This is a genomic window from Conexibacter sp. W3-3-2 (assembly GCF_009707605.1).
GTDB classification, from domain to species: domain Bacteria; phylum Actinomycetota; class Thermoleophilia; order Solirubrobacterales; family Solirubrobacteraceae; genus Paraconexibacter; species Paraconexibacter algicola.
In genome coordinates, this window is sequence record NZ_WLYW01000001.1 from 4,277,913 (window position 1) to 4,303,761 (window position 25,849).

The following is a 25,849-nucleotide window of genomic DNA, read 5'->3' on the forward strand; positions in this document are numbered from 1 at the left end:
CGGTCCCATCGGGCCCGTCCTCTCCTCGTGAGGGCGGGCCCGACGCGTGCCTGCGCCCGGCGCCTCAGCGGCCGGCGCGCAGGGCGGCGCGGCGCTGGCGCGCGGCGCGGCGGTCGTCGGCCGCGCGGCGCTGCTCCTGCGCGCGCCTGACGGCCGCCCGGCGGCGGGCCAGTGCGCGCCGGCGGGCCGCGGCGCGGCGGCGCTCGACGGCCCGTGCGATCTCCGCGCGCGAGCGCAGCACCCGGACCGTCCGCGCGCCACGGCCGACGGGGGGCGAGCCCGGCCCGGTCGCGGCGGCCCGCACCGTGTAGCGGCCGCGACGCGCCGGCGTCCAGGCGATGCGGTGCCGGCCGCGCGGCAGCGTGGTGCGGCGCGACAGCACCACCCGTCCGCGCGCGTCGCGGACGGTCACCGACACGGCGGAGACCTTCGAGATCCACACCGCGACCCCGGTCGCGTCGCGCGCCCGTGGCCGCGACGGGACGCGCACCGTCACGCGGGTCGGCTCGCGCTCGTAGCGGCGGAACCGCCGTGCCGCGCTGCAGTAGCGTCGTCCGGCGTCGCGCTCGCAGAGATCGGCGAGGAAGCCGGTGACGAGCCGGTGGTAGCCGAGGCTCGCCTCGCGACCCCCGTCGCTGTAGCGCGACCATGCCCCCGTGTCCGCCTCGCGCAGCTCGACGCGCGCGGCCCGCTCCCCGCGCCGGTACAGGCGCAGCGCCTCCCCGGACTCGGCGAGCGAGGCGAGGTCCCGCAGCCCGGTCAGGGCGCGCAGGTGCCCGTTGAGGATCCGCAGGCTCGGCTCGGTCGAGTACATGACGAAGTGCGACCCGCCCGGTGCGCGCGTGGAGACGCCGAACGGCGCGCGGCGGTCGAACGCCCGCAGCGCCGCGCGCGCCCGCCGGGTGTCCGGGCGCGAGCGCAGGACCGTGCCGGTGCGGGTGAGCGCCTGGATGGCGGTCCCCCTGCGTCATCGCGCTGATCCACGGGGCGCGCGCGCCGCCCCAGCGGAAGTAGCTCTCGAACCGCAGCACGCCGTCACGCCGCACGCCGAGCGCGAGCAGCCGGTCGACCGCGGCGCGCAACCGCCGGCGCGGGCAGTGCGCGCGGTCGCGCAGGCAGTGGCCGGAGAGCGCCGCGACGCGCCCCCAGCTGGCGAGCTGGTGCAGGACGAGGCCGCGGCCGGGCACGTAGCGCATCGTCACCGGGTCGCCGCCGCGCACGAGCGAGCGGCCGACGGCGGGGGCGCCACGGCGGGTCCACCAGTCCGTGTTGCGGCGCAGCGTCAGCAGCACGGCGGGCAGCCGGTCGGTGGTCAGGACCCCGTCGGCCGCGAGGTCTTGCGCGACCCGCAGCGCGGCACGCTGCTCGGCGCCGCGCGGCCCGCCGAGCCACCGGGCCGCGGCGCGGGCGTCGGCGAGCACGCGGCGCTGGGCTGCGTACCCGGCGCGGTCGGTGCGGCGGGTCAGCCAGGCGCGGCGGATCACCGCGTCGACGGTCGCCGACCCGCGCAGCCGTCGCAACTCGGTGCGACGCACGCGCCGGTCGACCGCGCGCGCCGCGGTGGCGACGTCGCGCAGCGCCTCGGTCGTCGCGGTCACGGTGGCGGGCAGCAGCGGCAGCGGCAGCGGCCGGGGCGCGTCGGGGGACGGCTCGGGGCCCGCGCCGAGAAGCGCGAGCGAGCACAGGGCCAGGAGGAGCAGGTGGAGCGGGCGCCGACGGGACACGACGATCTGCGAGTCCTATCGGCAGGTGCGACGTGGTGCGCCAGTCCGTCCCCGTTCGTGAGAGGACTCTCATGGAAGAGGCGTGACCTCCGGGGCCCGAGCCCGTCTCAGGGACATGCCCCACGTGCGAACCACCCTCACCTCCGCCGCCGCGATCGCCGCGGTCGGCCTCGCCGGCGCCGGCGTCACCGGCGCACTCGGCGCGTCCTCGACCCAGTCCCCCCGCTCCGCCCCGATCTCCGCGACCGTCGACGGCTTCGCCGCGGTCAAGGGACAGGGATCGGTCCGGCTGATCTTCCCCACCCGCTGGACGGCGAAAGCGTCGAAGACCGCCCTGACCGTCACGAAGGCCAGCGACACCTGCACGTACACGGTGACCGCGAAGGCCGACTTCGTGCTCGTCGACCGCGGCGCCGACGCGCAGGCGCTCGTGCAGGCGGCCACTCCCGGCACCGGCCCCTACGTGCTCGACGCGGGCACGCGCGGCACCAGCGCCTGGCGGGTCGTCCGGCGGCCCCGGACCGACGGCCGGACCGAGCTGCAGGCGATGCGGATCACCCCGACGGGCGTGACCGCCGGGCGCCAGACCCCGACGCCGGCGGGCAAGCAGGTCTACCTGCGCACGACCGTCCGCGCGCTCGACCGCCCGTCCGACGAGTGCCACACCGGGACCTACCGGGAGTCGCTCGGTCCCGCGATCGGGGACGCGCTGGCGACCCAGACGTACCAGGGCTTCATCCAGAAGCGCTAGCGCCCGCGCGCTCGTGCGCGGTGCGCAGCCCCTGGAGCAGCACCTCCGGGGGCTGGGCGCCCGTGAGGCCCATGCGCCGGTCCAGCACGAACGCGGGCACGCCCTGCAGGCCGAACTCGACGGCCTGCTCGATGTCCGCGTCGACGGCGGCGGCGAACTCGTCGGAGCCGAGCACCGCGTCGACGCGCTCGGGCGGGAGCCCGGCGTCGACCGCGAGGCGCCGCAGCGTCGCCGGGTCGCCGAGGTGCTCGCCGTCGGCGTGGTAGGCCTGCAGGAACGCCTCCTTGAGCGCGTCCTGCCGACCGCTCTCGTGGGCGAGCTGCAGCAGGCGGTGCGCGTCGCGCGTGTTGGTCATGCGCACGCGGTCGGGGTGCATCTCGATGCCGGCCTCGGCGGCCATGGCGACCATCCGCTCCTGCATCTGGCCGGCCTCCTCGAGCGACCGGCCGTACTTGCGGGCGAGGTACTCGGTCGAGGTCGCCTGCGTCGTCAGCGGCGCGTCGGGCGCGAGCTGGAAGCTGCGCCAGCGCACCTCCACCTGGTCGGCGTGCTCGAACTGCGCGAGCGCGGCCTCGAGGTTGCGCTTGCCGACGAAGCAGAACGGGCAGGCGACGTCCGACCAGATCTCCAGGAGCATCGGCTCATCGTGACAGCTGCCCGACCTCGCCCTGGGCGATCGCGCGGCGCACCGCGGGCAGCACCTCGTCGCCGTAGAGCTCGATCGTCCCGAGCGGGTCGGCGCCTGCGACGTTCTGCAGGCAGACGATGTCCGCCCCGAGCTCGACGAGCTGCAGGACGCGCTCGACGTGCACGGTCGGATCCGTGCTGAGGATCAGCTTCTCGCGCAGGTCGTCGTCGCCGATCTGCGGGGCGGCGACCGCCTGGATCTCCTCCGGGGTGCCGACCGCGTCGCGGTAGACCTCGGGCGGCTGCGGGCCGCGCCAGCCGCGCGACCCGTCCAGCAGCGCCGTCTCGTCCCGGGCGTAGGCGATGAGGCCCTGGAGGATGAGCTTCCCGGGGTCGCGGCCGTGGCGCTGCGCGGACTCGCGGTGGGCGGCGAGGATCTCCGGCACCCGGTCGGGATCCCCCAGCGTCCACAGCCCGTCGCCGTGACGGCCGGAGATCTCCGCCGCCTGCGGCCCGAACGCGGAGACGTAGAGGTCCGGCCGGCGGTCGGCGCGCGAGTAGAGCTTCGCGTCGCGGACGGCGAACCAGCCGTGGTCGGCGGTGACCCGCTCCCCGGCCCACAGGCGGCGGATGACGTCGAGCGCCTGGTCCATGCGCTCGATCTGCTCGGCGGGGGAGGGCCAGTCCGCGCCGCAGGGGATCTCGTTGAGCGCCTCGCCGGACCCGACCCCGAGGAACACGCGACCGGGGAAGAGGTCCTCGAGCGTCATGAACGTCTGCGCGACGACCGCCGGGTGGTAGCGGTGCACGAGCGCGGTCACGCCCGTGCCGAGCCGCCGGGACGACGTCGCCTGGCCTGCGGCGCCGAGCCACGCCCACGCCTGACCGGACTCCCCCTCCGGCCACCACGGGGCGAAGTGGTCCGAGCAGCCGATGCCGTCGAAGCCGGCGGCGTCCGCGGCGATCGCCTGCTGCAGCAGCTGGGACGGGGTGAACTGCTCGTGGGACGCGGCGAAGACGAACTCTGGGGTGGAGGGGGTCATGTCCCGGGGGTGCCCGGGCACGCACCGCCTACGCGTCGCGCGCGCTGCCGTCGGGGAGCGGGACGATCGACTTCACCAGCGTGCCGGTGGCCACGAGCCGGTCGCCGTCGTAGGCGCGCGCGCCGCAGAACGCGAGCGTGCGCCCGATGCGGTCCAGGTGCCCGACGAACCGCACGGTCGCCCCCTCCGGCACCGCGCGGGCCAGTGACGCCTGCGCCGTGTGCGTGACCGCGTTGGTCCCCGGTCGCAGGTGCGGCACCACGGTCAGGTACGCGGCGACGTCCAGCAGCGTCGGCACGAGCCCGCCGTGCAGCACCCGCTGCGGGTTCAGGGCCAGGCCGCGCACCGGCAGCAGCAGCCCCTGCGTCGGATCGTCCGGGTCGGCGAACCGCACCTCGAGCGCCCGGTGGACGGGGACCTCGAGCACGGTCGCGAAGCGCGCGGCGAGCGCCGCCGGGTCGGGACGATCGGTCATCCGGGCATCCTCGCCGATCCCGGCTTTGCTATCGTCCTCTGTCCGCCGCGGGGTGGAGCAGTCTGGTAGCTCGTCGGGCTCATAACCCGAAGGTCGCAGGTTCGAATCCTGCCCCCGCTACTTGGTTCGTTCCTCAGAACGAACCAGCACGGAAGCCGCCTCTCGCCGGGCGGCTTTCGCCGTTCTGGGGTCTGCCCGGGGCTGTGAGGGCTGCTGCGATCGGATCCATCCGCCGCCGACCGCGAGGGTCGCGCCCCTGCTGTCGTCGTCCGTCGCGCGCGTACCCGCCGAACTTCGGACGATGTGTACGAGGTGCGCTACGCTGGGTCCATGACTGAGGCAACATGCTGTCCGGACGGACTGTCCTGCCGCGCGCTCGGGGGCCGTCCATGAGGGACGCGGTGATCGTGGAGGCGGTTCGCACGCCGGTCGGCAAGCGTGGCGGTGGCCTGTCCACCGTCCACCCCGTCGACCTGTCGGCGCACCTCCTCGGTGCGCTCGTCGATCGCACGGGGGTGGATCCGGCCGTGGTCGACGACGTCATCTGGGGGGTCGGGGCGCAGGTCGGTGACCAGTCCTTCAACGTCGCGCGGAGCGCGGTCCCTCGCGGCGGGCTGGCCGGAGGAGGTGCCGGGCGTGTCGCTGGACCGGCAGTGCGGCTCCTCGCAGCAGGCGGTGCACTTCGCCGCCGCCGGGCTCGTGAGCGGCCAGTACGACGTGGTCGTCGCGGGTGGGATGGAGTCGATGTCGCGGGTGCCGATGGGTGTCTCGGCGGAGGGCGGCGAGCCGTACGGGCCCGGTCTCCTCGCGCGCTACGACGGCATCGTCCCCAACCAGGGCGTCGGCGCCGAGATGATCGCCGAGCGCTGGTCGCTCTCGCGCACGCAGCTCGACGAGTACGCGCTGTCCTCCCATGAGCGCGCGGCCGCGGCGATCGACGCGGGGCGCTTCGCGGCCCAGATCGCGCCCGTGACGCTGGGCGACGGGACGGTCATCGACACCGACGAGGGCGTGCGCCGCGGCGGCACGGTCGAGAAGCTCGCCCAGATCCGCTCCGCCTTCACGGAGGACGGCACGGTGACGGCGGGGAACGCCTCGCAGATCAGCGACGGGGGCGGCGCGCTGCTGATGACGACGAGCGAGCGCGCGCGCGAGCTCGGGCTGACGCCGCTGGCGCGCGTCCACACCGCGGTGATGGCCGCCACCGACCCGGTGATCATGCTCACGGCGCCGATCCCGGCGACGGCGAAGGCGCTCGCGAAGGCCGGGCTGGGTCTCGAGGACATCGACGTCTTCGAGGTCAACGAGGCCTTCGCGTCCGTCGCGCTGGCGTGGCTCGCCGAGACCGGCGCCGACCGCGAGAAGCTCAACCCCAACGGCGGCGCGATCGCGCTCGGGCATCCGATCGGCGGCTCGGGCGCGCGGATCATGACGACGCTGATCCACCACCTGCGGGACACCGGCGGCCGCTACGGGCTGCAGACCATGTGCGAGGGCGGCGGCATGGCCAACGCCACCATCATCGAGATCCTCTAGGAGGGGCATGTCCCAGGAACTGCAGGGCAAGGTCGCGATCGTCACCGGCGCCGGACGCGGCATCGGCGAGCAGGCCGCGCTGAAGCTGGCCGCCGCCGGGGCGCACGTCGTGGTGAGCGACCGCGACGGGGACGAGGCGGGCGCGGTCGCCGCGGCGCTGGCGACGCCGGGGAGCGCGCACGTCGGGGACCTCACCGCCGACGGCGTCTGCGACGCCCTCGTGCAGCACGCGGTCGACACGTTCGGCCGTCTCGACATCGTCGTCAACAACGCGGGCTACGCGTGGGACGGTCCGATCCACAAGGTCACCGACGAGCAGTTCCAGGCGATGCTCGACATCCACACGGTCGTGCCGTTCCGGATCCTGCGGGCGGCGGCGCCGCATCTGCGCGAGCCGGCGAAGCAGGAGCGCGCGGAAGGGATCGAGGTCTTCCGCAAGGTCGTCAACGTCGTGTCCCTCGCCGGCGTGATGGGCAACGCCGGCCAGGTCGCGTACGCGGCGGCCAAGGGCGGGGCGGTCGGCCTCACCCGGGCGCTGGCCAAGGAGTGGGGCGGCCACAAGATCAACGTCAACGCGATCGCGTTCGGGCTCATCGAGACCCGGCTGACCGCCGACCTCCCCGAGGCCGCGCGCCAGGGGCTCGCGACGCACATCCCGCTCGGTCGCGGAGCCACCGCCGACGAGGCCGCGCGCGGGATCTACTACCTGTGCTCCCCGGCCTCCGACTACGTCCACGGGCAGACCCTGAACGTGTCCGGCGGCCTGAGCGTGGGCATGACCGGCTGACCGCCGGTATCGACGCTGCGTCCTCGCGGGTGTCCCCGCGGAGACCGGACGACGGAGCGCGTCGGCGAGCACTGCGCTCCCGTGTGTCCGGGACGGTCGAGACGATCTGAGGCAGGTCCGGGCGCCCCGGGGGAGTCAGGTGCCGAACCCTGCCTCGCCGGTCAGTCCGCGCGCGCGGGCCTCCTCGATGCTGACGATCTCCCGGCCGAACGGCCGCAGGCTGACCGTCAGCAGCTTGAGGTTCGCGACGCCGAGCGGGATCCCGATGACCGTGAGGCACAGGAGCAGGCCGGTCAGGAGGTGGACCAGGGCGAGCCACCAGCCGCCGAGGGCGAACCAGAGCAGGTTGCCGGCCGTCGAGCCGGCCGTCTTCCCGGGTTGGGGGACGACGGTGCGGCCGAAGGGCCAGAGGGCGTAGAAGGCCATACGGAAGGACGCGACCCCGAACGGGATCGTGATGATGAAGACGAAGCAGACGAGTCCCGCGAAGGCGTAGCCCACGAACAGCCAGAAGCCGGCGAGGACCAGCCAGATGAGGTTGAGGGCCAGGCGCACGGCGGTTCGGTTCAGGCGCCGAGGATGCGCTGCTTCTCCCGGGCGAACTCCTCTTCGGTCAGCGCGCCGCGATCGCGAAGGGCGACGAGGCGCTCCAGCAGCTCGACGGTGTCGGCAGCGGCCGGCTCGGGCGTGCTGCCGCCGGTCGCCCGCCTGACGCTTGCGCGGCCGCCGGCGGCGACGATCTGCGCCCGCAGCCGTTCGGCGTCGGCCGCGGAGAAGGAGCCGAGCGAGGACGGGGCACGGTCAGCCAGGTCCTTGGCCTCCTTCAGCCCGAGTCCGGTGGCCTCACGGCAGACCTTGATGATCCGGATCTGCTGCTCGCCCGCGGCCTCGAGGACCAGCTCGTGGTCCCCCCGCGCCGGAAGGAACGCCGCCGAGGGCGTGGGGACGACCATTGCGCCGCCGCCGAAGGGATCGTCGCTCCGCTGCTTCCTGCGCCAGAACACGGCCCTGACCTTAGCCTGCGGGCACCAGCGATCGTGGACGTCGGCGAACCGCGCGGGAAACTCGGTCGGCGGCCGGGCTGGTCGGCCAGCATCTGCACGAGCTGCCACCAGGTTTGCGGCAATGTCCGAGGACGCGTCTTCCGACGCGACGAGACGGTCCCGGCGAGTACGTGCCGGACATCCCCGCCCCGAGGTCGTGAGGGACCGGCACCGCACCTGGATGGCTTCTCGCGACGAGCCGCTCCGCGGGGCCCGGGCCTACCGGTGCGCGGACAGCCGGTGGCGCGTGCCCGGCCGGCGGGCCCGGTGGCGCAGCTCGACGAGCCCGTCGCGCAGGCGCCGCATCGGCGGCGTCGCGCGGCGGCGGCGCTCGGCGTCGAGATCGGCGCCGCAGTAGGCGCAGCCCGCGGCGAACGGAGTGACGCGGCCCCCGCAGTGCGGGCAGGTGTAGGCGTCGTGCACGGAACGGCCCTCCAAGGGTGGGGTGACAGGACGGTGCCCGCAGCGTCGCGCGCCGCGCCCGGCCGCGGAAGGGGCCCATCGGGGTGCGTGGGGGACCGTCCGCGGTCGGCCGATCGACCGACGCTCGCGCGCCGACCGGCGGCGTCGTCCACGGCCGCGGTCGGTGGTAGACATCCGCGGATGAGCCAGCGCGTCCGGGTCGTGGTCGCCGACGACCATCCGCTGTTCCGCGACGGGATGGTCCGCGCGATCGAGCTGCGCCCGTCACTGGAGCTCGTCGGCGAGGCGACCGACGGCCGCCAGGCGCTCGAGCTCGCCCGCGAGCTGGCGCCCGACGTGCTGCTGCTCGATGCGCGGATGCCGGAGCTCGACGGCCTCCAGGTCCTGCAGGCCCTGCGCCGCGAGCAGCGGCCGGTGCGCGTCGTCATGTTCTCCGCCTTCGTCGACGGCCCCGTGGTGCACCAGGCGCTGGCGGGCGGTGCGGTCGGCTACCTGCCCAAGAGCGCCGAGCGCGACGAGGTCTGCGAGGCGATCGAGGCGGCCGCCCGGGGCGACTCGACGCTGCACCCGAGCCTCCAGGGCGTCCTGCTCGAGCAGCTGCGCGCCCAGGGCGTCGACGACGACCGTCCCGTCCTGACCGACCGCGAGCAGGAGATCCTCGTGCTGATCGCCGAGGGCCTCAGCGCCCCGGGGGTCGCGGCGCGGCTGCACCTCGCGCCCGGCACGGTGAAGACCCATCTGGGCCACCTCTACGAGAAGCTCGGCGTCTCCGACCGCGCGGCGTGCGTCGCCGAGGCGATGCGTCGCGGCCTGCTGGAATGACCGCCGACCGGGCCTCCGAGGTCCGCGGGATCGCGCTGCTGCGGCTCGCGCTCGTGCCGGTCGCGCTGCTGGGGACCGCCACCGCCGAGCCCGACGCCACCACGGGCGCGTATCCGTGGGTGATGGCGGCGTTCGCGCTCTACGCCCTCGCCGGCCTCGTGGTCGTCCTCGCCCGGCGCGGGGCGGCGTTCACCGGGACCGGTCAGGCGTTCCTCGACCTCGTGCTGCTGGCGCTCGTCGTCTACACCAGCGGCGGTCCCGCCTCGCCCCTCACCTACGTGTTCTTCGTGCTGCCGATCGCCGCGGCGCTGCGGCTGTCCCCGCGGCTGACCGCCGCCTGGTCGGGGCTCGCCGTCCTCGCCTACCTCGCGGTGACGCTGCCGCATCCGCGCACGACCCTGCCGGGGGACTGGCAGCTCGTCGCCGCCGACAGCGCCGCGCTGCTCTGGGTCGCGGGCGCGGCCGTGATGCTCTCGGTGCTCGTCGGGCTGCGCCAGCGGGCGCTCGCCGAGCTCGCCGCCACCCGCCGCGCGCTCGTGCAGCAGACCCTCGACGCCGAGGCCCGCGAGCGCCGCCGCCTCGCCGAGCAGCTGCACGACCACGCGATCCAGAACGTGCTGCTCGCCCGCCAGGAGGTCACCGACCTCGCGCGCGGCGTGCCCGGCGCGCAGGAGCGCCTGCGCGCGGCGCTCGACGAGACCGACCGGCAGCTGCGCCGGGAGGTCTTCCAGATGCACCCGCTCGGGCTCGAGCGGGCGGGGTTGACCGCGGTGCTCGAGAGCCTCGCCGACGAGGCCGCCGAGCGCGGGAGCTTCGCGGCGACCGTGACGGTCGCGCCGGAGGTCGAGCGCACGGGAGCGTCGGAGCTGCTCGTCAGCGCCGCGCGCGAGCTGCTCGGCAACGCGGCCAAGCACGCGCACGCGACCGCCGTCCGCGTGACCGTGGCGCCGGAGGGGGAGGACCTGGCGCTGACGGTGGCGGACGACGGTCGCGGCATCCCGGACGGCCGCCTGGAGTCGGCGGTCCGGGACCGGCACATCGGCGTGGCCGCGTTGATCGAACGGGTGCGGGCCGCGGGCGGGGAGCTGCGGATCGTCACCGCCGAGGAGACCGGGACGACGGTGCAGGTCCGGGTGCCACCCGGTGGCCCGGACGCTCAGGCGGGACGGCGGCGCGGCGGATAGACCGCGTCGTGGGCCCGCCGGGCCTGCTGGATGTGCGAGCCGAGCTCCGCGAGCCGCTGCTGCAGCGGCCGGGCGCCGGAGACGAGCGCGCGACCGTCGCGACGGATCGCGAGGCGGTTGCGGTCGAGGCGATCGGCGATGGCGTCGGGGAGGGGCATGGGGGGCGTCCTTTCGGGAGGAGGTGGACGGTCACAGCCTCCCGCCGGCGCACCCGGTCCGGCATCCGCCGATCGGCAGATCCTCCGGGGTGCGCGGCGTCGGTCGATCGGCCGACGATCGTCGCGTCCGGGGCGGGCCGGGCGGCCCGGTCGGCCTCGTGCGGGGCGAGGACCGGTGCGTGATACTCGCCCGACGATGCGCCTGACCCCGCCCACCGGCCCGCTCGGTCCCCTGCTCGGCGCGGGCGGCACGGTCGCGCGCAGCGGGGCGCTGCGCCCCGTGCGACCGGACCGCCCGCTGCGCGCCGCGCTCGCCGTCCGCGGGGCCGGCGGGGCGCTGGCGTCCGCCGCCGCGCTCGGCGCGGCGCTGTGGGCGCCGCGTGCCGCGCTGCACGACGAGCGTGGGACGCTCACGCAGGAGGAGCTCGACGCCGACGTGCGCGCGCTGGCCGCCGCGCTGGCGGTCCGGCTGCCCGCCGCCGACGCCCGCGTGGGCGTGCTGTGTCGCAACCACCGGGGCTTCGTCGTCGCGGCGCTCGCCGCGTCCCGGGTCGGTGCCGACCTCGTGCCGCTGAACACCGACTTCGCCGGCCCGCAGCTGCGCGCCGTGCTCGATCGGGAGGGCGTGCAGCTCGTCGTCCACGACGAGGAGTTCGCCGGACTGCTGGACGGCTTCGCCGGCGCGCGGGTCGTCGCCTGGCACGACGGCCCGGTCGCGGGGGAGACCGTCGACGACCTGCTCGTCGAGGGCGCGGGCCTCCCGGCGCCGCGGGGCGCGCGCGGGAGCGGCCGCGTCGTGCTCTTGACCTCGGGCACGACCGGGGTGCCCAAGGGGGCGCCGCGCACCTCGTCGGCGACCCCGCTCGCGCTGCTCGCCGCGGCGCCCGCCGCGGTCGACCTGCTGGCCCGGATCCGGCCGGTGCCCCGGGCCGGCGCGCCGCTGCTCGTCGCGCCGCCGCTGAACCACATGTTCGGGCTCGCGGCGATGGTGGCCGGGCTCGCCGCCGGGTCCCCGCTGGTGCTGCAGCGGCGCTTCGACCCCGCCGCGGTGCTGGCGGCGCTCGCCGACCACCGTGTCGGGGTGCTGTGCGCCGTGCCGACGATGCTGCGCCGGCTCGTCGACGTCGACGACGCGCGGCCGCTGCCCGAGCTGCGGGTCGTCGCGTCGGGGGCGGCGCCGCTCTCCCCGGACCTCGCCGGCCGGGTCATGGACCGCTTCGGGGCGGTCCTCTACAACGGCTACGGCTCCAGCGAGGTCGGGGGCGTGTCGCTCGCGACCCCGTCGGACCTGCGCGCGGCGCCCGGCACGGTGGGGCGACCGGTCCCCGGCGTGCGGGTGCGGATCCTCGACGCGGACGGTCGCGCGGTCCCGCCCGGGACGACGGGCCGGATCTTCGTCGGCAGCACGCAGCTCTTCGAGGGGTACACCGGGGGCGGAGGACGACCGGTGGTCGACGGCCTGATGGGCATCGGCGACCTCGGCCACCTCGACGACGAGGGCCGCCTGTTCGTCGACGGCCGCGACGACGAGATGATCGTGTCCGGCGGCGAGAACGTCTTCCCGCAGGAGGTCGAGGCGACGCTCGCCGCGCATCCGGCGGTCGCGGACGCCGCGGCGGTCGGCGTGGCCGACGAGGAGTTCGGCCAGCGGCTCGTCGCGTTCGTCGTCCTGCGCGGCCCGGTCACGGAGGAGGCGCTGAAGGACCACGTCCGCGCGCACCTCGCGCGCTACAAGGTGCCGCGCGCGATCACCGTCGTGGAGGCGCTGCCGCGCACCGCGACCGGGAAGATCCGGCGGGCGGCGCTCCCGCGCGACTGAGCGCTCAGGCGGCGGGGGGCTCGCGCACCGCGCGCGCGAGGTCCTGGAGCGTGCCGCGCAGCCGCTCGAAGTCACCCGGCGTGAGCCCCATCGCGGTCGCGACGCGATCGGGGACGCACGCCGCGGACTCCCGCAGCTCCTGCCCGGCGGCGGTGAGCTGCACGAGCACCGAGCGCTCGTCCTCGGGGCGGCGGTGGCGCTCCACCAGGCCCGTCGCCTCGAGCCGCTTGAGGAGCGGGGACAGCGTGCCGTAGTCGAGCTGCAGCGCGTCGGCGAGCTCCCGCACCGTGCGCGCGTCGCGCTCCCAGAGCGCGAGCATCACGAGGTACTGCGGGTAGGTCAGGCCCAGCGGGTCCAGCAGTGGCCGATACAGCGTCGTGACCGCGCGTGAGGCGGAGTAGAGCGCGAAGCACAGGGCCTCGTCGAGGGTGAGCGGTGGCGGGGCGGCCATCCCCGTATGGTACCTCCACGATTACATCGTGCACGATTGGATCGTGTGATAGGTTCTGACCCGCGCACCACCCACCCCCACGAAAGGCCTTCCCCGATGTCCGCACTCCAGATCCCCGGCTCCGACGTCGAGCTCCACTACGAGGTCGTCGGCGCCGGCAAGCCCGTCGTCCTGATCCACGGCTGGCCGCTGAGCGGCCGCTCGTGGGAGCCGCAGATCGCCCCGCTCGTCGACGCCGGCTTCCAGGTCATCACCTACGACCGCCGCGGCTTCGGCGACTCCTCCCAGCCGTGGGACGGCTACGACTACGACACCTTCGCCGGGGACCTCGACGCGCTGCTCACGCACCTCGACGTCCGCGACGCCGCGCTCGTCGGCTTCTCGATGGGCGGCGGCGAGGTCGCCCGCTACCTCGGCACCCGCGGCAGCGAGCGCGTCCGTGCCGCCGTGTTCGCCGCCGCGGTCCCGCCGTACCTCTACAAGAGCGACGACAACCCCGACGGTGGCCTCGACGACGCGACGATCGCCGAGTTCGAGGGCGGCGTCACCGGGGACCGGCTCGCGTTCCTCGAGGGTTTCGTGTCGAACTTCTTCGCCGTCGGCGACCGCACCGATCTCGTCTCCGAGCCGCTGAAGCACTACCTCTGGCGGATCGCCTCCGGCGCCTCGCCCAAGGGCACGCTCGACTGCATCGCCGCGTTCGGCCGCACCGACTTCCGCGACGACATCGCGAAGATCGACGTGCCGACGCTCGTCATCCACGGCGACAGCGACGCCATCGTCCCGTTCGAGGTCTCCGGCAAGCGCACCCACGAGACGATCGACGGCGCGCAGCTCGCGCTGATCGAGGGCGGCCCGCACGGGCTCAACGCCACGCACGCCGACGCGTTCAACGAGGCGCTGATCTCGTTCCTGCGCACGCTCGGCTGAGCCCGCGCGGCGAGTCGGCCGGCGCGCGTGCCCGCTCGCCCGGGCTCGGACCGGGCAGGCCGCCGTGCCCGCTGCTCGCGGGACCACGTCTGCGACGAGCTGGCGCAGCAACTGGCGGAGACGGTCAGCGCGCCATAGCGCGCAATCCACGGTTGCTTTCTCAAAAATTCCCCCCGTATATTCGTCCGTATGGGGGAGATGACCTACTCTGGAGAGGGATGCGGTCGGCTCGGCAAGGCGCTCCGCGCCCTCCCGGACGAGACGCTGGCACGGATGGTCGCCGCCGGGAACGACGACGCCTTCGCCGCCATCTACGCGCGCTACCTGCCGCGGCTGGAGCGCTACTGCCGAACGCTGCTGCGTGACGCCGAGGAGTCCCGCGACGTCGCGCAGGACGCGATGCTCTCGGCCTACCGGGCGCTGCCCGGCGCCTCGCGCGACATGACCTTGCGGCCCTGGCTCTACCGGATCGCGCACAACGCGGCCGTCGACGTGCTGCGGCGCCGCCGCGACGCGGTCTCCGTCGACCTCGTCGTGGACGAGATCGCGGTCACCGCCGTCGAGGAGACGGCGGACGTGCGCGACCGCCTGCGCGAGCTCGTCGGCGACCTGCGCCGGCTGCCGACGCAGCAGCGGGGCGCGCTCGTCATGCGCGAGCTCGACGGGCTCGGCTACACCGACATCGGCGACGTGCTCGGCGTCTCGCCGTCGGCCGCCCGCCGCGCGGTCGCCGACGGCCGCGCCGCGCTCGTCGACTTCCGCGAGGCGCGGTCGGCGAGCTGCGACGTCGTCATGTCGCGGATCAGCTCCGACGGGCGCACCGCGCACGGCCGCGTGATCCGCGCCCACCTCACCGGCTGCACCGACTGTCGCGACGCCGCGCGTCGCCCTCGCGACGCGGCGGCGCGACCTGCGGGTGCTCTTCCCGCTCGGCCCCGCGCTGGCCCTGCCCGTCCTGCTCGGGGCGGGCGCGGGCGGCGGCGCCGTCGCCACCGGCGGGGCGCTCACGCTCGGCACCGGGCTCAGCGCGAAGCTCGCCGCGGTCGTCGCGGTCACCGCCGGGGTCGGCGTCGGCGTCAACGCGCTGGAGTCCGAGCGCTTCGCGCCGCCCGTGCCGAAGGCCGCGGCCCCCGCCGCCACGCCGCGACCGGCGCCCGCCGTCCCGCGGAGCATCCTCGCGACCGCCACCCCGCTGGACAGCTCCTCGCACGAGCGCGCATCCGTCGCCCCGGCGCAGCACCGGGCGAAGGCGCGCACGCGACGCCGCGCGGTCGCCAAGCAGCGGACGGCCGCGAAGGCCCGGCGGGTGCGCGCCGTCGCGCGTCCGCGCTCCGCGCCGCGTCAGCCGGCGGTCACCGCCGTGCGCAGCGCCCGGCAGATCACGCGATCGAGCCTCCAGACCGCCCGCAAGGCGGCGGCCGCGACCGGCAACCCGACCGCCCGCAAGGCGACCGACTTCGGCACGCAGATCGCCGAGAAGGCCAGCGGCGACGCGCTGAAGCTCGTCGAGTCGATCCTCGGCGGCAGGCCCTAGAAGGCGGGCGGCGCAGGACGCCGCCCCCTCCGACGTTCGTCCAGCACGGGCGCGCCCACGGCGCGCCCGTCGTCGTCGTGTGGCCGGGGCGTCGGGGTGCGGAGGCCCACCACCACTGGACGTTCCCCGGGGACCTGCGACAGCCATCGCGGGTCCCGGCTCGGCGGTCGTGCGGCACCGTGAAGTACGGACTCCGAGCATCGGAGTCCGCAGGTGCCAAGTGCCACAAACCCCCTCACAGCGGGCGTGGCCGTTCGTGGTGGAAGGCAGTCGACCCCGCCCAAGGGTCGGCGGAACCCGCGGACCGCAGGATGCGGTCCAGTCCCAACGGAGGTCCACCATGAGGTCCAAGTCCCTGATCGCCGCGCTCAGCATCGGCGCAGCGCTCGTCCCGGCCGCCACGGCGCACGCGGCGACCCCGTCGACGTCCAGCCGGTCGGACGTCGCGAGCATCACCACGGCGCTGGAGCGCGCCGACCAGCAGGCGACCGCGCTGCGCCGCGCGGTGCGCCTCGGCGCCACCGCGCGCATCCGCATCACCCTGCGCGCCACCCAGGCCGCCGCCGCCCGCGCCGAGCAGGAGGTCCGCCGCCTGTCCGTCGCCCGTGACGGAGCCGACGCACCCGCCGCGGCCGACCTCGCGGTCGGCGCTCTCCTCGTCGTCGAGCAGCACACCGACGACGCGGTCCTGTTCACCGACCTCCTCGACGACGTCCGCGGCCGGCTGTCCGCGTCCTTCGCCGACGCGGTCGCGACCGCGATCGCCCGGCGGGAGGCGCTGCTCGCGCTCGTCGCCGAGCTCCAGCGGTCCGCCCCGCAGGACGTCCGCCCGCAGATCGCCGAGGCGGTCGTCGGGCTCACCGTCCGCGTGAAGGACCTGGCCGCCGCGCTCGCGCGCGTCATGCCCCGCACCGACCTCCCGACGCGGGTCAGCGCCAAGATCCAGGCGATCATCACCGGCCTGCCCGCCCGCGTGGACCGCGAGGCCCAGGTCTGGGGGAAGGTCATGGTCGACGTCCGCGCCGACCTGAAGACCCGCGTCTGGACGGTCATGGACGACCTCGCCCGCGCCATGGAGCGCCTCGGCGACCGCATGGACCGCATGGTCCGCACGGGCGCCAAGGCCACCGCCACCCTCCTGACGGGGCTCACCGCCTCGCTGGCGAAGGTCTCGGCGCTCCTCACCACCCCGCCCGCCCCGGCGGTCACACCGGCGCCCGCCACGGAGGGCGCGCCGGTGTCCGACGCCACCCTGGAGCTGCTGGCCTCGCTCCTGGTCCGCGTCGGCTGAGATGCGCACCGTGCCGGGCGGCCCCCGCCGCCCGGCACCGCGCAGGGGAGAGCACGTCGTGTCCATCCAACTCGTCGTCATCGACCGGGCCCAGCTCCTGTCCCACGCGCTCGGACGCGTGCTGCGGGACTGCCCCGACATCACGCTCGCGGGAAGCTGGCGTTCCGTCGCCGAAGCCCGGGCCGGGCTCACCTACCGGCCCGACGCCGTCGTCCTGATCGGCGCCGACCTGCTGGACCAGGAGCTGCCGGCGGCCCTCGAGGGCCGCACCGTCATCGCCTGGGTCAGCGAGCACGGCCCCGCCCCGGCGGCCCGGACCGTCTCCGCGGTCGCCCACAAGCGCGACGGCCCGGGAGCGGTGCCGTGCGCCGTCGCCCGCGCCGTCGGGCGCCGCCGTCCCTGGTAGGCCGGGACGGCACGTCGCAGGGCGAGGATCGCGATTTGCGATCCTCGCTGCATGTCCCCCCTCAAGCTCGTCCACACCTGCGTTCGCGTCCGCGACATCGACGCGTCGGTCCGCTTCTACGAGACGCTCGGCTTCGAGCGCCGCGGCCAGCTGAACTTCGACAGCGCCTACAACGTCTACCTCGGCCTCCCCGGGGAGGGGGACCAGCTCGAGCTCACCGTGAACGTCGGCCGCGAGGAGCCCTACGACCTCGGCGAGGGCTACAACCACGTCGCGCTGACCGTCGACGACCTCGACGCGACGCTCGCCACGCTGCGCGAGCAGCTCGGCGTCGAGCCCGAGAAGCCCGCCTACCGGCCGGGGGACCGCGACGACCTGCCGCGCATCGCGTTCGTCGCCGACCCCGACGGGTACCGGATCGAGCTCATCGACGGCGGCGCGTTCGCGACCCCGCAGGACGGGCCGCACCCCTCGGCGGGGTGACGGCGGCTCAGTCGCCGGAGCGGGCGCCGGCGAGCTTCGCGCTCGGGGCGCCCGCCAGGCGGATCCGGCCGACCTCGTCGCGGTCGAACAGGCCGCCGCCGTCGAGCGTCGACCCGGGCAGCTCCACGGCGCCCTGCTGCAGCGCGGTCCGCGCGGCGTCCTGCGGGATGTCGTAGAGGAGCGTCAGCGTCGCGCTGCCCCCGGGCTGCAGCGGGTAGATGTCGCGGTCGCCGTAGCGGAAGCCGGCGGAGCTCTCGGCGTAGGTGTTCTGGCCGATGACGAGGCTCGAGCGCACGGAGTTGACCGGCCGCGTCGTCTGGTTGGTCACGGTCACGCGGGCGACCACGAAGCGGCCGCGGGCGCGCTCGGGCTCGAGGAAGGACTCCGCCCGCGGCAGCACCTGGCGCGTCGACGCGCCCTCGAGCTTCGCGCGCAGCGCCGAGGTCTGCAGCACGGTGCCCGCGTTGGCCACCGTGATCCGGCGGCCGTCCTGCCAGCACGAGCCCTCGCGCGCACCGGTGAGGTCCAGGCGCTGCTGGGCGCACGTGCGGTCGCCGACGGGCACCTGCCGTCCGGCCAGCGCGGCGCGCACCGCACGGTCCAGGCGCTCGAGCACCTCCGGGTTGCGCGGGCCGGAGTAGGAGGACAGCTCGACCCCCTTCGGATACGTGCGCGTGCTCGCGCCGCCGGTGGCGACGGCGATCGCGCGGTCGTCGTCGTCCTCGTCGGTGATCCGGATCGCGAACGAGCCGTAGCGGGCGTCGGGGCGGTCGTCGACCCGTCGCAGGTTCGTCGTGCCGCCGTAGCTGCTGGAGACCGAGAGCTGCACGCCGGTCGCCTGCTCGAACGCGCGGCTGAAGGCCGCCGGGTCCACGGTCGACGGCGGGTCGTCCCCGTCGTCGCCGCAGCCGGCGACGGCGAGCGAGGCCCCGAGGAGGGCGAGCAGGAACGGGCGGTGCAGCGACGTGCGCATGCGGGCCGGAATTCCCTGGTGGAGGGGCGGGGAAACCCGCCCGGCGGGGCTCAGCGCGTGGCGCGACCGGTCACCGCGGCGGTCCGGGAGAGCGTCCGGCCGTCCGCGCGGACCCGGATGCGCAGCTCGCCGCGCAGGACGCGCGGCGCCAGGAGCTTCCGCCGCACCGCGGTCGGCACGCGCACGGTGACGTCCGCGACCCGGGCACCGGCGAGCTTCGCGGTGCCGGTGCCGATCGTGCGGGAACGCAGCCCCAGCGACCGGGCGGTCGCGGCGCTCACGACGAGCGTCGCGCGCGCGGAGCACGCCGTCGCGCAGGCGATCGTCGCGCGCAGCCGGCTGCCGCGCAGGCGCGGCAGCGCGAAGGTCCGGGCCGGGCGCGCGATCTGCGTGCGCAGGAGTGCGGCGCCGCCCGCCGGGGCGGCGAACGGGTCCGGGATCGCGGCGAGCGTGCGGCCGTTCGCGGCGACGCCCGCGGGCACGGTGCGGGCCGGGCGGACCTCGATCGTGGTGCGCGCGACGGCGCGGTCCCCGTCGGGCAGCGCGACCGCGGCGCGGACGGTCCGCCGGCCGGCGGCGAACAGCACCGGCGCGGTGGCCCCGGTGGCGTCGTCGAAGGCGCCGTCGCCGTCGAGGTCCCAGACGATCTGGCCGGCGGCCGCGGTGGCCGCACCGGAGGCGTCGGCGGTGAGCGTCACCGCGGTGCCCGCGCGCGGGCCGGCGACCGACGGGCGGATGCGCAACGTCGGGACGCGCGCGCGGATCCACTGGTTCAGGGCGGGGGCGCCGATGCGCGTGTAGACGCTCGGGATGCCCGGCGTCGCGCAGCCCTCGGAGGTGCCGTAGGAGACGATGCCGACGGTCGCGAAGCCGTCGCCCCGCGGGACGAGCAGCGGTCCGCCCGAGTCGCCCTGGCAGCTGTCGGTGCTGCCGCCGCCCGCGCAGACCTGGTTGGCGGGCTTGAACGTGTCGTTCCACGCGCGCGCGCACTCGTCGTCGGAGACCATCGGCAGCGGCGCCTCGAGCAGGACGTCGGAGCCCTGTCCGTTGGTCGAGGTGAGGCCCCAGCCGATGACCTTCGCGGCGGTCCCGGGCGCCCACAGGGCGGTCTCGTCCTCGGCGATGAGCGTCTGCGGCTCCTGCGGGGCGGGCGGGGCGAGGTGCAGCAGCGCGAGGTCGTTCTCGGTCGTGCTGGAGGTCCAGCCCTCGTGGCGGGTGACCGCGTCGACCGCGTAGGTCTGCCCGCCGCGGTCGGCCATGTCGCTGCCGAGCCGCACGGTGAACGCCGACGGGGCGAGGACCGCCCCGAACGCGTTGCCGACGCAGTGCGCGGCGGTGAGCACGTAGCGCGCGCTCACGAGCGTGCCGCCGCAGCCCGTGGCGACGAGCCCCTGGTCGCCGGTGACGTGGGCCTGCGCCGGCCAGGCTCCCGACGCGGACGGCGTGCCGCCGACGATCCGTGCGCTGTGGTCGGCCGCGCGTGCGTCCGTCGCGCCCAGGGCGCAGACGGCGAGCAGCGCGGCGGCGACCCGACCCGTGGTCCCGCTCATGGCCTCCCATGATGCCGGGCGCCGGCAACCGCCGCGCCGCACCGGGCACCACGACGGCCAAAGCTACATGGCCGTAACATTTGCGCGGTGAGCGACTACCCGCACCTCCTCGCCCCGCTGGACCTCGGCTTCGCCACCCTGCGCAACCGCGTCGTGATGGGCTCCATGCACACCGGCCTGGAGGACCGCCGCGCCGACCTGCCGAAGCTCGCCGCCTACCTCGCCGAGCGCGCCCGCGGCGAGGTCGGGCTCGTCGTCACCGGCGGCTACGCCCCCAACCGCCAAGGCTGGCTGCTGCCGCTGGCCTCGCGCATGACCGACAGCGCCCACGCCCGCCGGCACCGCCAGGTCACCGACGCGGTCCACGCCGAGGGCGGCCGGATCGCGCTGCAGATCCTCCACGCCGGCCGCTACGGCTACCACCCCTGGAACGTCAGCGCGTCGGCCACCAAGGCGCCGATCAGCCCGTTCCGCGCGAGCGCCCTGTCGACCGACGGCGTCCGCGACGTCGTCGAGGACTTCGCCCGCTGCGCCGCGCTCGCCCGCGAGGCCGGCTACGACGGCGTCGAGATCATGGGCTCCGAGGGCTACCTCATCAACCAGTTCCTCGCGCCGCGCACGAACCACCGCGACGACGAGTACGGCGGCGACGCGGAGGGCCGCATGCGGCTCCCGATCGAGATCCTGCTGCGCACCCGCGAGCTCGTCGGCGACGACTTCATCGTCATGTACCGCCTGTCGATGCTCGACCTCGTCCCCGACGGCCAGCGCTGGGAGGAGATCGTCGAGCTCGCCCGCGCCGTGCAGGCCGCCGGGGCCACGATCATCAACACGGGCATCGGCTGGCACGAGGCCCGCGTGCCCACGATCGTCAGCTCCGTGCCGCGCGGCGCGTTCACCTGGGTGACCCGCAAGCTGCGCGAGCACGTCGACCTGCCGCTCGTCACCTCCAACCGGATCAACATGCCCGACCTCGCCGAGCGGCTCGTCGCCGACGGCACCGCCGACCTCGTCTCGATGGCGCGCCCGCTGCTGGCCGACCCGGACTGGGTCGCCAAGGCCCGCACCGGGCGCAGCGACGAGATCAACACCTGCGTCGCGTGCAACCAGGCCTGCCTGGACCACGTCTTCCGCAAGAAGCGCGCCAGCTGCCTCGTCAACCCGCGCGCCGCCCACGAGACCGAGCTGCGGATCGAGCCCGCCGCGACCCCCGCCCGCCACGCCGTCGTGGGGGCCGGGCCCGCGGGCCTGGCCGCCGCCGTGACGCTCGCCGAGCGCGGTCACGCCGTCGACCTGTACGAGGCCGGCGAGCAGATCGGCGGCCAGTGGGACCTCGCCCGGCGCGTCCCCGGCAAGGAGGAGTTCGCGGAGACGCTGCGCTACTACGCCCGGCGCATCGAACTGCTCGCCCCACGGCTCACCCTCCACCTCGGGCACGAGGTCACCGCCGCGCAGCTGCGCGCCGCCGGCCACGCCGCGATCGTCCTCGCCACCGGCGTGCGGCCGCGCGTCCCCGCGATCCCCGGCATCGACCATTCCAGCGTGCTCGGCTACACCGACGTCCTGCGCGGGGCGCCCGTCGGCGAGCGCGTCGCCGTCGTCGGCGCGGGCGGCATCGGCGTCGACGTCACCGCCTTCCTCACCCACACCCGGTCGCCGACCCTCGACCCCGCGGCCTGGGCCGCCGAGTGGGGCGTCGCCGACCCGCAGGAGCACCCCGGCGGCCTCACCGCCGCGGCCGTCGAGCCGTCCCCCCGCCGCGTCACGCTGCTGCAGCGCACCGACGGGCGGATCGGCCGCGGCCTGGGCAAGACCTCCGGCTGGGTGCACCGCGCCGCGCTCGTGCACAAGGGCGTCGAGCAGCTCGCGGCCGTCACCTACGAGCGCATCGACGACGACGGCCTGCACGTCACCGTCGCCGGGGCGCCGCGCACGCTCGCGGTCGACCACGTCGTCGTCTGCGCCGGCCAGGAGTCCCGCACCGACCTGCTCGCGGGGCTCGACGGCCTCGAGGTCCACGTCGTCGGCGGTGCCGAGCGCGCGCAGGAGATCGACGCCAAGCGCGCGATCGACGGGGCGACACGGCTGGCCGCCCGGCTCTGAGCACCGGATCCGACCGGCGGTCCAGGGTGGCGCCCGGACCGCTCCCGTAGCCTGCGGCGGGTGACCACGAGGACGTTCTCCGACGACGAGCAGCTCATCCGTGGCGTGCTCGAGGACGTGATCCGCGAGGCCGAGGGGGAGGGCGCGCTGACGCTCCACCGGCGCGCGGTCGCGCTCGGCGACCGGCTGCGCGGCGGCGACGACGCGGCCGCCGACGAGCTCGCCGCGCTCGTCGCGGGCCTCGCGCCGGACGAGCTGCAGGTGCTGATCCGCTCGCTGACCCGGTGGTTCCAGCTCACGAACCTCGCCGAGGACAACGAGCGCGTGCGGCGCATCCGCGCCCGCGAGCTCGCCGAGGCCCCGGGCCCGCGGCGCGGGTCGCTGCGCGACGCGGTCGGCCGCCTGGCCGCCGACGGGGTCGATGCCGACGTCCTGCGGCGGCTGCTCGGCCGCGCCCAGGTGCAGCTCGTGATGACCGCACACCCGACCGAGGCGCGGCGCCGCACGACGCTCGAGAAGCTCGCCCGCGTGTTCGCCGTGCTCCGCGGACTCGACGAGCGGCGCCCGACCGTCGAGTCCGAGGCGGTCGCCGCGATGCAGCTCGCCTCCGCCGTCCAGGAGCTGTGGGGCTCCGACGAGATCCGCGCGGTCTCGCCGACCGTCCTGGACGAGGTCCGCACCGGCCTGCTGTACGTCACCTCGACGCTCGCGGACGTCGTGCCCCAGCTCTACCGCGAGCTCGAGGCCGCGATCGCCGAGACCTACCCGGACGAGGACATCGACGTGCCGCCGCTGCTGCGGTTCGGCTCCTGGATGGGCGGCGACCGCGACGGCAACCCGTTCGTGACGCCCGACGTGACCGTGCAGGCGCTCGCCGACATGCGCGAGGCGTGCCTGCGGTTCCTGCGCGACCGCGCGATGGACCTCGCCGCGCGCGTGTCGCTCAGCTCGCGGCTGGTCGGCGACCCGCCCGCGCTCGCCGACGTCCTCGCCGACGGCACCGAGCGGTTCCCGGAGCTCGCCGAGGGCCTGCGCCTGCGCAACCCCGAGGAGCCCTACCGGCGGGCGTTCACCCTGATCGCGCGGCGGCTCCGGGCCACCTGGGAGGGCGACCTCGAGGGCTACCGCGGTCCCGACGAGCTGCTCGCGGACCTCCGCGCCTGCCGCGACGCGCTCCAGGACGGCAACGGCCGCCACGTCGCCGCGGGGGAGCTGCAGGACGTCATCCGCCAGGTCGAGGTCTTCGGCTTCCACTTCATGCGCCTCGACGTCCGCGAGCACGCGGGCATCCACCGGCACGCGATCGGGGAGATCCTTGCCGAGCTCGGGCTCGAGCAGGACTACGCGCAGCGCTCGGTGGCCGACCGCTGCGCGATCCTCGAGCGCGAGATCGAGGCCCGCCGGCCCCTGATCCCCGCGGACACCTCGGGCTTCAGCGCCTCGACGCAGGAGACGGTCGAGACGTTCCGGATGCTCTACGCGCAGCGCACCGGGGAGCACGCGGACGCGCTGCTGACCTACATCGTCTCCGGCACCGAGACCCCGGCGGACCTGCTCGAGGTGCTGCTGCTGATGAAGGAGTGCCGGCTGACGAAGGCCGGGGGCGCCGGTGCGCTGATGCGCGTCGTCCCGCTGTTCGAGGCGGGGAGACGCTCGCCGCCGCGGGCGAGACGATGCGCACGCTCGTGCGGATGCCCTGCTACCGGCGGGCGCTCGCGGCGCTCGGCGACGAGCAGGAGATCATGGTCGGGTACTCCGACTCCAACAAGGACGTCGGCTACGTCGCGTCGGGCTGGGCGGTGTACCGCGCGCAGCTCCAGCTGGTCGAGGTGCTGCGCGAGCACGGGCTGCGGTGGACGTTCTTCCACGGCCGCGGCGGGGCCGTCGGCCGCGGCGGCGGGCCGAGCAACGTCGCGATCCTCGCGCAGCCGCCCGGCACGGTCGGGGGCCGGCTGAAGGTGACCGAGCAGGGCGAGGTCCTCTCGGACAAGTACTCGGTGCCGGAGATCGCCCATCGCGAGCTCGAGCTGACGACCTCGGCGGCGCTCCTGCGCGGCGCGGGACCCGGGGACGCCCAGCTGTCCGCGCAGCAGCGCGCGCGCTTCGAGCCGGTCCTCGAGGCGATGGCGGAGCGCTCGGCGGGCGTCTACCGCGACCTCGTCTACGGGGATCCCGACTTCGTGGCGTTCTTCCGCGCGGCGACGCCGGTCGACGAGATCTCGCGCCTGCGGCTCGGCTCGCGGCCGGCGAAGCGCCGGCAGACCGACCGGATCGAGGACTTCCGCGCGATCCCGTGGGTGTTCAGCTGGACGCAGGCGCGGATCGTGCTGCCCGCCTGGTTCGGGCTCGGCACCGCGTTGCGCGCCGCCCGCGAGGAGCACGGCGTCGAGCTGCTGCGCGAGATGGAGGCCGGCTGGCCGTTCTTCGCCGCGCTGCTGTCCAACGCGGAGATGGCGTGCGCGAAGGCCGATCCGGTGATCGCCGCGCGCTACGCGGCGCTCGTGCAGGACGCGGCGCTGCGGGAGCGGCTGTGGCCGCGCATCCGCGAGGAGCTGGAGCGCACGATCGCGGAGCTGCTGGCGGTGACCGGGCAGGACGCGCTGCTGTCGCGCGACCCGGTGCTGCAGCGGTCGATCGCGCGCCGCAACCCGTCGGTCGACCCGCTGTCGTTCGTGCAGGTGGAGCTGCTGCGTCGCCGCCGTGCCGGCGACGAGGACCCGGAGCTCGCGCGGGCGAGCTTCCTGGCGATCAACGGGATCGCCGGCGGGCTGCGGAACACCGGCTGATCCGGGATTCCGTCAACCGGCGAGCAACCCTCGAGCACGGGTCGAGGGTCGGGTCGCGGCGGGTCGGTGACCGCGGGATCGCCGTCCGGTGCTGGGATCTCCGGGTCGTCGCGAACCCTCTACCCATGATCGAGGGTTCCGGCGGTGGAGAACGACCGTGTCCCCTGGCGCACCGCGCGCACCAGCGGGTCCGTGAACGTCCGCGCGAGCCGCGCGTAGGCGCGGTCGTCGGGGTGGAAGCGGTCCTGCGCGACCTCGCCGCGCCCGAAGCTCAGCGGCACCGGCACGAGCGCCGGGTGCGCCTTCACGAGCGTCGCGACCTCGCCGAGCCGCCCGTACCCGGGGGTCGTCGCCACGAGCGTCCCGTGGGGGAGGGCGTCGAGCAGCTCGCGCGAGCGGTCGAGCAGCTCCGCGCGCAGGCTGCGGCGCAGCAGGTCGTTGCTGCCGATCAGCAGCGTCACGACGTCCGGCTCGACCGCGGCGTCCCGCAGCGCCGGGAGCTGGCGCTCGAGCACGTCGGCGGTCCGCGCCCCGCTGAAGGAGAGGTTCAGCACCCGCGTGTCCAGCCCGCGGTCGCGCAGCGCCACCTGCGCGCGCGGCACCCAGCCGCCCTGGACCGAGGACGCGCCGATGCCCTGCGACATCGAGTCGCCCAGCACGACCCACAGTGGCGCGGGATCCCGCTCGGCGAGCGTCTCGAGGTTCTGCGCGCGCCACCAGGCCGCGTACGGCCGCGTCTGCGCGGCGACCAGCCGCACGCCCGGCAGCGTGGCCTTCAGCGTCCGGCCCAGCAGCGTCGGGGACCGGTGGTTGAGGTTGTCGTACGCGAACTCCATCGCACGATGTTCGGGCGAGACGGCCCCGCGGCTCACCCGGCGGGCGCCCGGGCGTTCCGACACCCTGCCGCCGCGGCCCGTATCGTCAACCGCTGTCGCACCTCGTCCGGGCGA

25 protein-coding genes, 1 tRNA gene and 3 pseudogenes are annotated in these 25,849 nt (G+C 75.6%); 16 read left to right on the top strand and 13 right to left on the bottom strand.

All coding sequences use genetic code 11. The features are described from left to right. Nucleotides 1–64: 64 nt before the first annotated feature. Nucleotides 65–952, bottom strand: a complete 888-nt coding sequence (locus GKE82_RS29130; RefSeq protein ID WP_309233826.1) for a D-glucuronyl C5-epimerase family protein — start codon at nucleotides 950–952, stop codon at nucleotides 65–67. A gap of 887 nt (nucleotides 953–1,839) precedes the next feature. Here GKE82_RS29130 and GKE82_RS20540 point away from each other — a divergent pair. Next, complete coding sequence (locus tag GKE82_RS20540; protein WP_154734596.1) at nucleotides 1,840–2,475, top strand: hypothetical protein; 636 nt, start codon at nucleotides 1,840–1,842, stop codon at nucleotides 2,473–2,475. On the opposite strand, the gene GKE82_RS20545 is transcribed toward GKE82_RS20540, so the two are convergent. The 3 genes from GKE82_RS20545 to GKE82_RS20555 are packed head-to-tail and all read right to left on the bottom strand — an operon-like array spanning nucleotide 2,459 to nucleotide 4,620. Then, entirely contained in the window at nucleotides 2,459–3,112 is a 654-nt protein-coding gene (locus GKE82_RS20545) for a DsbA family oxidoreductase (protein WP_154734597.1), read from the bottom strand. The two genes, GKE82_RS20540 and GKE82_RS20545, sit on opposite strands and share 17 nt — an antisense overlap. Before the next feature lie 4 nt (nucleotides 3,113–3,116). Next, nucleotides 3,117–4,145, bottom strand: a complete 1,029-nt coding sequence (locus tag GKE82_RS20550) for an LLM class flavin-dependent oxidoreductase (RefSeq protein ID WP_154734598.1) — start codon at nucleotides 4,143–4,145, stop codon at nucleotides 3,117–3,119. Nucleotides 4,146–4,173: 28 nt separating this feature from the next. Beyond that, on the bottom strand, nucleotides 4,174–4,620 hold the full coding sequence (locus tag GKE82_RS20555; RefSeq protein WP_107568890.1) for a PaaI family thioesterase: 447 nt from the start codon (nucleotides 4,618–4,620) through the stop codon (nucleotides 4,174–4,176). Nucleotides 4,621–4,666: 46 nt separating this feature from the next. On the opposite strand from GKE82_RS20555, the gene GKE82_RS20560 reads away from it, so the two are divergent. From GKE82_RS20560 to GKE82_RS20570, 3 genes and pseudogenes are all read left to right on the top strand, one after another. Beyond that, nucleotides 4,667–4,740, top strand: a tRNA-Met gene (locus GKE82_RS20560). Nucleotides 4,741–5,009: 269 nt separating this feature from the next. Then, a pseudogene (locus tag GKE82_RS20565) lies at nucleotides 5,010–6,156 on the top strand (thiolase family protein). Nucleotides 6,157–6,163: 7 nt separating this feature from the next. Further along, complete coding sequence (locus tag GKE82_RS20570; protein WP_154734599.1) at nucleotides 6,164–6,943, top strand: SDR family NAD(P)-dependent oxidoreductase; 780 nt, start codon at nucleotides 6,164–6,166, stop codon at nucleotides 6,941–6,943. A gap of 135 nt (nucleotides 6,944–7,078) precedes the next feature. Here the strand turns inward: GKE82_RS20570 and GKE82_RS20575 are convergent, their stop codons facing one another. The 3 genes from GKE82_RS20575 to GKE82_RS20585 form a co-directional block, all read right to left on the bottom strand. Next, nucleotides 7,079–7,498 carry a YccF domain-containing protein gene (locus tag GKE82_RS20575; protein ID WP_309233730.1) on the bottom strand — a complete coding sequence of 140 codons (420 nt, stop codon included), beginning with the start codon at nucleotides 7,496–7,498 and terminating at the stop codon, nucleotides 7,079–7,081. A gap of 11 nt (nucleotides 7,499–7,509) precedes the next feature. Further along, on the bottom strand, nucleotides 7,510–7,947 hold the full coding sequence (locus GKE82_RS20580; RefSeq protein WP_154734601.1) for a ribosomal protein L7/L12: 438 nt from the start codon (nucleotides 7,945–7,947) through the stop codon (nucleotides 7,510–7,512). A gap of 258 nt (nucleotides 7,948–8,205) precedes the next feature. Next, the gene (locus tag GKE82_RS20585; RefSeq protein ID WP_107568980.1) at nucleotides 8,206–8,409 is read right to left on the bottom strand and encodes a hypothetical protein; all 204 of its coding nucleotides are present in this window, start codon (nucleotides 8,407–8,409) and stop codon (nucleotides 8,206–8,208) included. A gap of 180 nt (nucleotides 8,410–8,589) precedes the next feature. Here GKE82_RS20585 and GKE82_RS20590 point away from each other — a divergent pair, with 180 nt between their 5' ends. Next, nucleotides 8,590–9,231, top strand: a complete 642-nt coding sequence (locus GKE82_RS20590) for a response regulator transcription factor (protein ID WP_154734602.1) — start codon at nucleotides 8,590–8,592, stop codon at nucleotides 9,229–9,231. Further along, nucleotides 9,228–10,415 carry a sensor histidine kinase gene (locus GKE82_RS20595; protein WP_107568982.1) on the top strand — a complete coding sequence of 396 codons (1,188 nt, stop codon included), beginning with the start codon at nucleotides 9,228–9,230 and terminating at the stop codon, nucleotides 10,413–10,415. Before GKE82_RS20590 ends, GKE82_RS20595 begins: the two co-directional genes overlap by 4 nt. Here GKE82_RS20595 and GKE82_RS20600 read toward each other — a convergent pair. Continuing rightward, entirely contained in the window at nucleotides 10,388–10,573 is a 186-nt protein-coding gene (locus tag GKE82_RS20600) for a hypothetical protein (RefSeq protein ID WP_107568983.1), read from the bottom strand. The genes GKE82_RS20595 and GKE82_RS20600 overlap by 28 nt on opposite strands. Before the next feature lie 196 nt (nucleotides 10,574–10,769). Between GKE82_RS20600 and GKE82_RS20605 the strand changes: the two genes are divergently transcribed. After that, the gene (locus GKE82_RS20605) at nucleotides 10,770–12,392 is read left to right on the top strand and encodes an AMP-binding protein (RefSeq protein ID WP_154734603.1); all 1,623 of its coding nucleotides are present in this window, start codon (nucleotides 10,770–10,772) and stop codon (nucleotides 12,390–12,392) included. A 4-nt stretch (nucleotides 12,393–12,396) separates the two neighbouring features. Here GKE82_RS20605 and GKE82_RS20610 read toward each other — a convergent pair whose 3' ends face one another. After that, nucleotides 12,397–12,843: a MarR family winged helix-turn-helix transcriptional regulator gene (locus tag GKE82_RS20610; RefSeq protein WP_154734604.1), complete on the bottom strand. Its 447-nt coding sequence runs from the start codon at nucleotides 12,841–12,843 to the stop codon at nucleotides 12,397–12,399. Nucleotides 12,844–12,939: 96 nt separating this feature from the next. On the opposite strand from GKE82_RS20610, the gene GKE82_RS20615 reads away from it, so the two are divergent. Together GKE82_RS20615 and GKE82_RS31630 are read left to right on the top strand one after the other, a co-directional pair. Next, on the top strand, nucleotides 12,940–13,773 hold the full coding sequence (locus tag GKE82_RS20615) for an alpha/beta fold hydrolase (RefSeq protein ID WP_154734605.1): 834 nt from the start codon (nucleotides 12,940–12,942) through the stop codon (nucleotides 13,771–13,773). A 273-nt stretch (nucleotides 13,774–14,046) separates the two neighbouring features. Next, nucleotides 14,047–14,463 (top strand): annotated as a pseudogene (locus GKE82_RS31630) (RNA polymerase sigma factor); the annotation flags it as partial. Here GKE82_RS31630 and GKE82_RS30110 read toward each other — a convergent pair. Beyond that, nucleotides 14,445–14,567, bottom strand: coding sequence for a hypothetical protein (locus GKE82_RS30110; RefSeq protein ID WP_255450729.1), 123 nt, complete (start codon nucleotides 14,565–14,567; stop codon nucleotides 14,445–14,447). The pseudogene GKE82_RS31630 and the gene GKE82_RS30110 sit on opposite strands and share 19 nt — an antisense overlap. 122 nt (nucleotides 14,568–14,689) lie before the next feature. Here GKE82_RS30110 and GKE82_RS29135 point away from each other — a divergent pair, with 122 nt between their 5' ends. The 4 genes from GKE82_RS29135 (at nucleotide 14,690) to GKE82_RS20635 (ending at nucleotide 17,487) form a co-directional block, all read left to right on the top strand. After that, nucleotides 14,690–15,307: a hypothetical protein gene (locus tag GKE82_RS29135; protein WP_230316240.1), complete on the top strand. Its 618-nt coding sequence runs from the start codon at nucleotides 14,690–14,692 to the stop codon at nucleotides 15,305–15,307. 340 nt (nucleotides 15,308–15,647) lie between these two features. Next, entirely contained in the window at nucleotides 15,648–16,598 is a 951-nt protein-coding gene (locus tag GKE82_RS20625) for a hypothetical protein (RefSeq protein WP_154734607.1), read from the top strand. Nucleotides 16,599–16,656: 58 nt separating this feature from the next. After that, nucleotides 16,657–17,004, top strand: a complete 348-nt coding sequence (locus tag GKE82_RS20630; RefSeq protein ID WP_107568989.1) for a hypothetical protein — start codon at nucleotides 16,657–16,659, stop codon at nucleotides 17,002–17,004. Between the two features lie 51 nt (nucleotides 17,005–17,055). Continuing rightward, entirely contained in the window at nucleotides 17,056–17,487 is a 432-nt protein-coding gene (locus GKE82_RS20635) for a VOC family protein (protein ID WP_107568990.1), read from the top strand. Between the two features lie 7 nt (nucleotides 17,488–17,494). On the opposite strand, the gene GKE82_RS20640 is transcribed toward GKE82_RS20635, so the two are convergent. Then, complete coding sequence (locus tag GKE82_RS20640) at nucleotides 17,495–18,460, bottom strand: hypothetical protein (RefSeq protein ID WP_154734608.1); 966 nt, start codon at nucleotides 18,458–18,460, stop codon at nucleotides 17,495–17,497. A 50-nt stretch (nucleotides 18,461–18,510) separates the two neighbouring features. Then, nucleotides 18,511–20,010, bottom strand: coding sequence for a serine protease (locus tag GKE82_RS20645; RefSeq protein ID WP_154734609.1), 1,500 nt, complete (start codon nucleotides 20,008–20,010; stop codon nucleotides 18,511–18,513). Nucleotides 20,011–20,097: 87 nt separating this feature from the next. Between GKE82_RS20645 and GKE82_RS20650 the strand changes: the two genes are divergently transcribed. The 3 genes and pseudogenes from GKE82_RS20650 to GKE82_RS30120 all read left to right on the top strand — a co-directional run bounded on the left by GKE82_RS20650 (nucleotide 20,098) and on the right by GKE82_RS30120 (nucleotide 24,899). After that, the gene (locus GKE82_RS20650) at nucleotides 20,098–22,113 is read left to right on the top strand and encodes an FAD-dependent oxidoreductase (protein ID WP_309233731.1); all 2,016 of its coding nucleotides are present in this window, start codon (nucleotides 20,098–20,100) and stop codon (nucleotides 22,111–22,113) included. A gap of 60 nt (nucleotides 22,114–22,173) precedes the next feature. After that, nucleotides 22,174–23,742, top strand: a pseudogene (locus GKE82_RS30115) (phosphoenolpyruvate carboxylase); the annotation flags it as partial. Nucleotides 23,743–23,804: 62 nt separating this feature from the next. Next, nucleotides 23,805–24,899 (top strand): phosphoenolpyruvate carboxylase, encoded by a 1,095-nt coding sequence (locus tag GKE82_RS30120; RefSeq protein WP_255450730.1) that lies wholly within the window; start codon nucleotides 23,805–23,807, stop codon nucleotides 24,897–24,899. Nucleotides 24,900–25,018: 119 nt separating this feature from the next. Here GKE82_RS30120 and GKE82_RS20665 read toward each other — a convergent pair whose 3' ends face one another. Then, nucleotides 25,019–25,735 carry an SGNH/GDSL hydrolase family protein gene (locus tag GKE82_RS20665; protein WP_154734612.1) on the bottom strand — a complete coding sequence of 239 codons (717 nt, stop codon included), beginning with the start codon at nucleotides 25,733–25,735 and terminating at the stop codon, nucleotides 25,019–25,021. Nucleotides 25,736–25,849: the final 114 nt, after the last annotated feature.

Bases quoted from the DNA above. Each gene is read 5' to 3' on its own strand.
- GKE82_RS20540 (WP_154734596.1), top strand. From the start codon at position 1,840: ATGCCCCACGTGCGAACCACCCTCACCTCCGCCGCCGCGATCGCCGCG.
- GKE82_RS20545 (WP_154734597.1), bottom strand. From the start codon at position 3,112: ATGCTCCTGGAGATCTGGTCGGACGTCGCCTGCCCGTTCTGCTTCGTC.
- GKE82_RS20550 (WP_154734598.1), bottom strand. From the start codon at position 4,145: ATGACCCCCTCCACCCCAGAGTTCGTCTTCGCCGCGTCCCACGAGCAG.
- GKE82_RS20555 (WP_107568890.1), bottom strand. From the start codon at position 4,620: ATGACCGATCGTCCCGACCCGGCGGCGCTCGCCGCGCGCTTCGCGACC.
- GKE82_RS20570 (WP_154734599.1), top strand. From the start codon at position 6,164: ATGTCCCAGGAACTGCAGGGCAAGGTCGCGATCGTCACCGGCGCCGGA.
- GKE82_RS20590 (WP_154734602.1), top strand. From the start codon at position 8,590: ATGAGCCAGCGCGTCCGGGTCGTGGTCGCCGACGACCATCCGCTGTTC.
- GKE82_RS20595 (WP_107568982.1), top strand. From the start codon at position 9,228: ATGACCGCCGACCGGGCCTCCGAGGTCCGCGGGATCGCGCTGCTGCGG.
- GKE82_RS20600 (WP_107568983.1), bottom strand. From the start codon at position 10,573: ATGCCCCTCCCCGACGCCATCGCCGATCGCCTCGACCGCAACCGCCTC.
- GKE82_RS20605 (WP_154734603.1), top strand. From the start codon at position 10,770: ATGCGCCTGACCCCGCCCACCGGCCCGCTCGGTCCCCTGCTCGGCGCG.
- GKE82_RS20610 (WP_154734604.1), bottom strand. From the start codon at position 12,843: ATGGCCGCCCCGCCACCGCTCACCCTCGACGAGGCCCTGTGCTTCGCG.
- GKE82_RS20615 (WP_154734605.1), top strand. From the start codon at position 12,940: ATGTCCGCACTCCAGATCCCCGGCTCCGACGTCGAGCTCCACTACGAG.
- GKE82_RS30110 (WP_255450729.1), bottom strand. From the start codon at position 14,567: ATGACGACGTCGCAGCTCGCCGACCGCGCCTCGCGGAAGTCGACGAGC.
- GKE82_RS20625 (WP_154734607.1), top strand. From the start codon at position 15,648: ATGAGGTCCAAGTCCCTGATCGCCGCGCTCAGCATCGGCGCAGCGCTC.
- GKE82_RS20635 (WP_107568990.1), top strand. From the start codon at position 17,056: ATGTCCCCCCTCAAGCTCGTCCACACCTGCGTTCGCGTCCGCGACATC.
- GKE82_RS20640 (WP_154734608.1), bottom strand. From the start codon at position 18,460: ATGCGCACGTCGCTGCACCGCCCGTTCCTGCTCGCCCTCCTCGGGGCC.
- GKE82_RS20645 (WP_154734609.1), bottom strand. From the start codon at position 20,010: ATGAGCGGGACCACGGGTCGGGTCGCCGCCGCGCTGCTCGCCGTCTGC.
- GKE82_RS30120 (WP_255450730.1), top strand. From the start codon at position 23,805: ATGCCCTGCTACCGGCGGGCGCTCGCGGCGCTCGGCGACGAGCAGGAG.
- GKE82_RS20665 (WP_154734612.1), bottom strand. From the start codon at position 25,735: ATGGAGTTCGCGTACGACAACCTCAACCACCGGTCCCCGACGCTGCTG.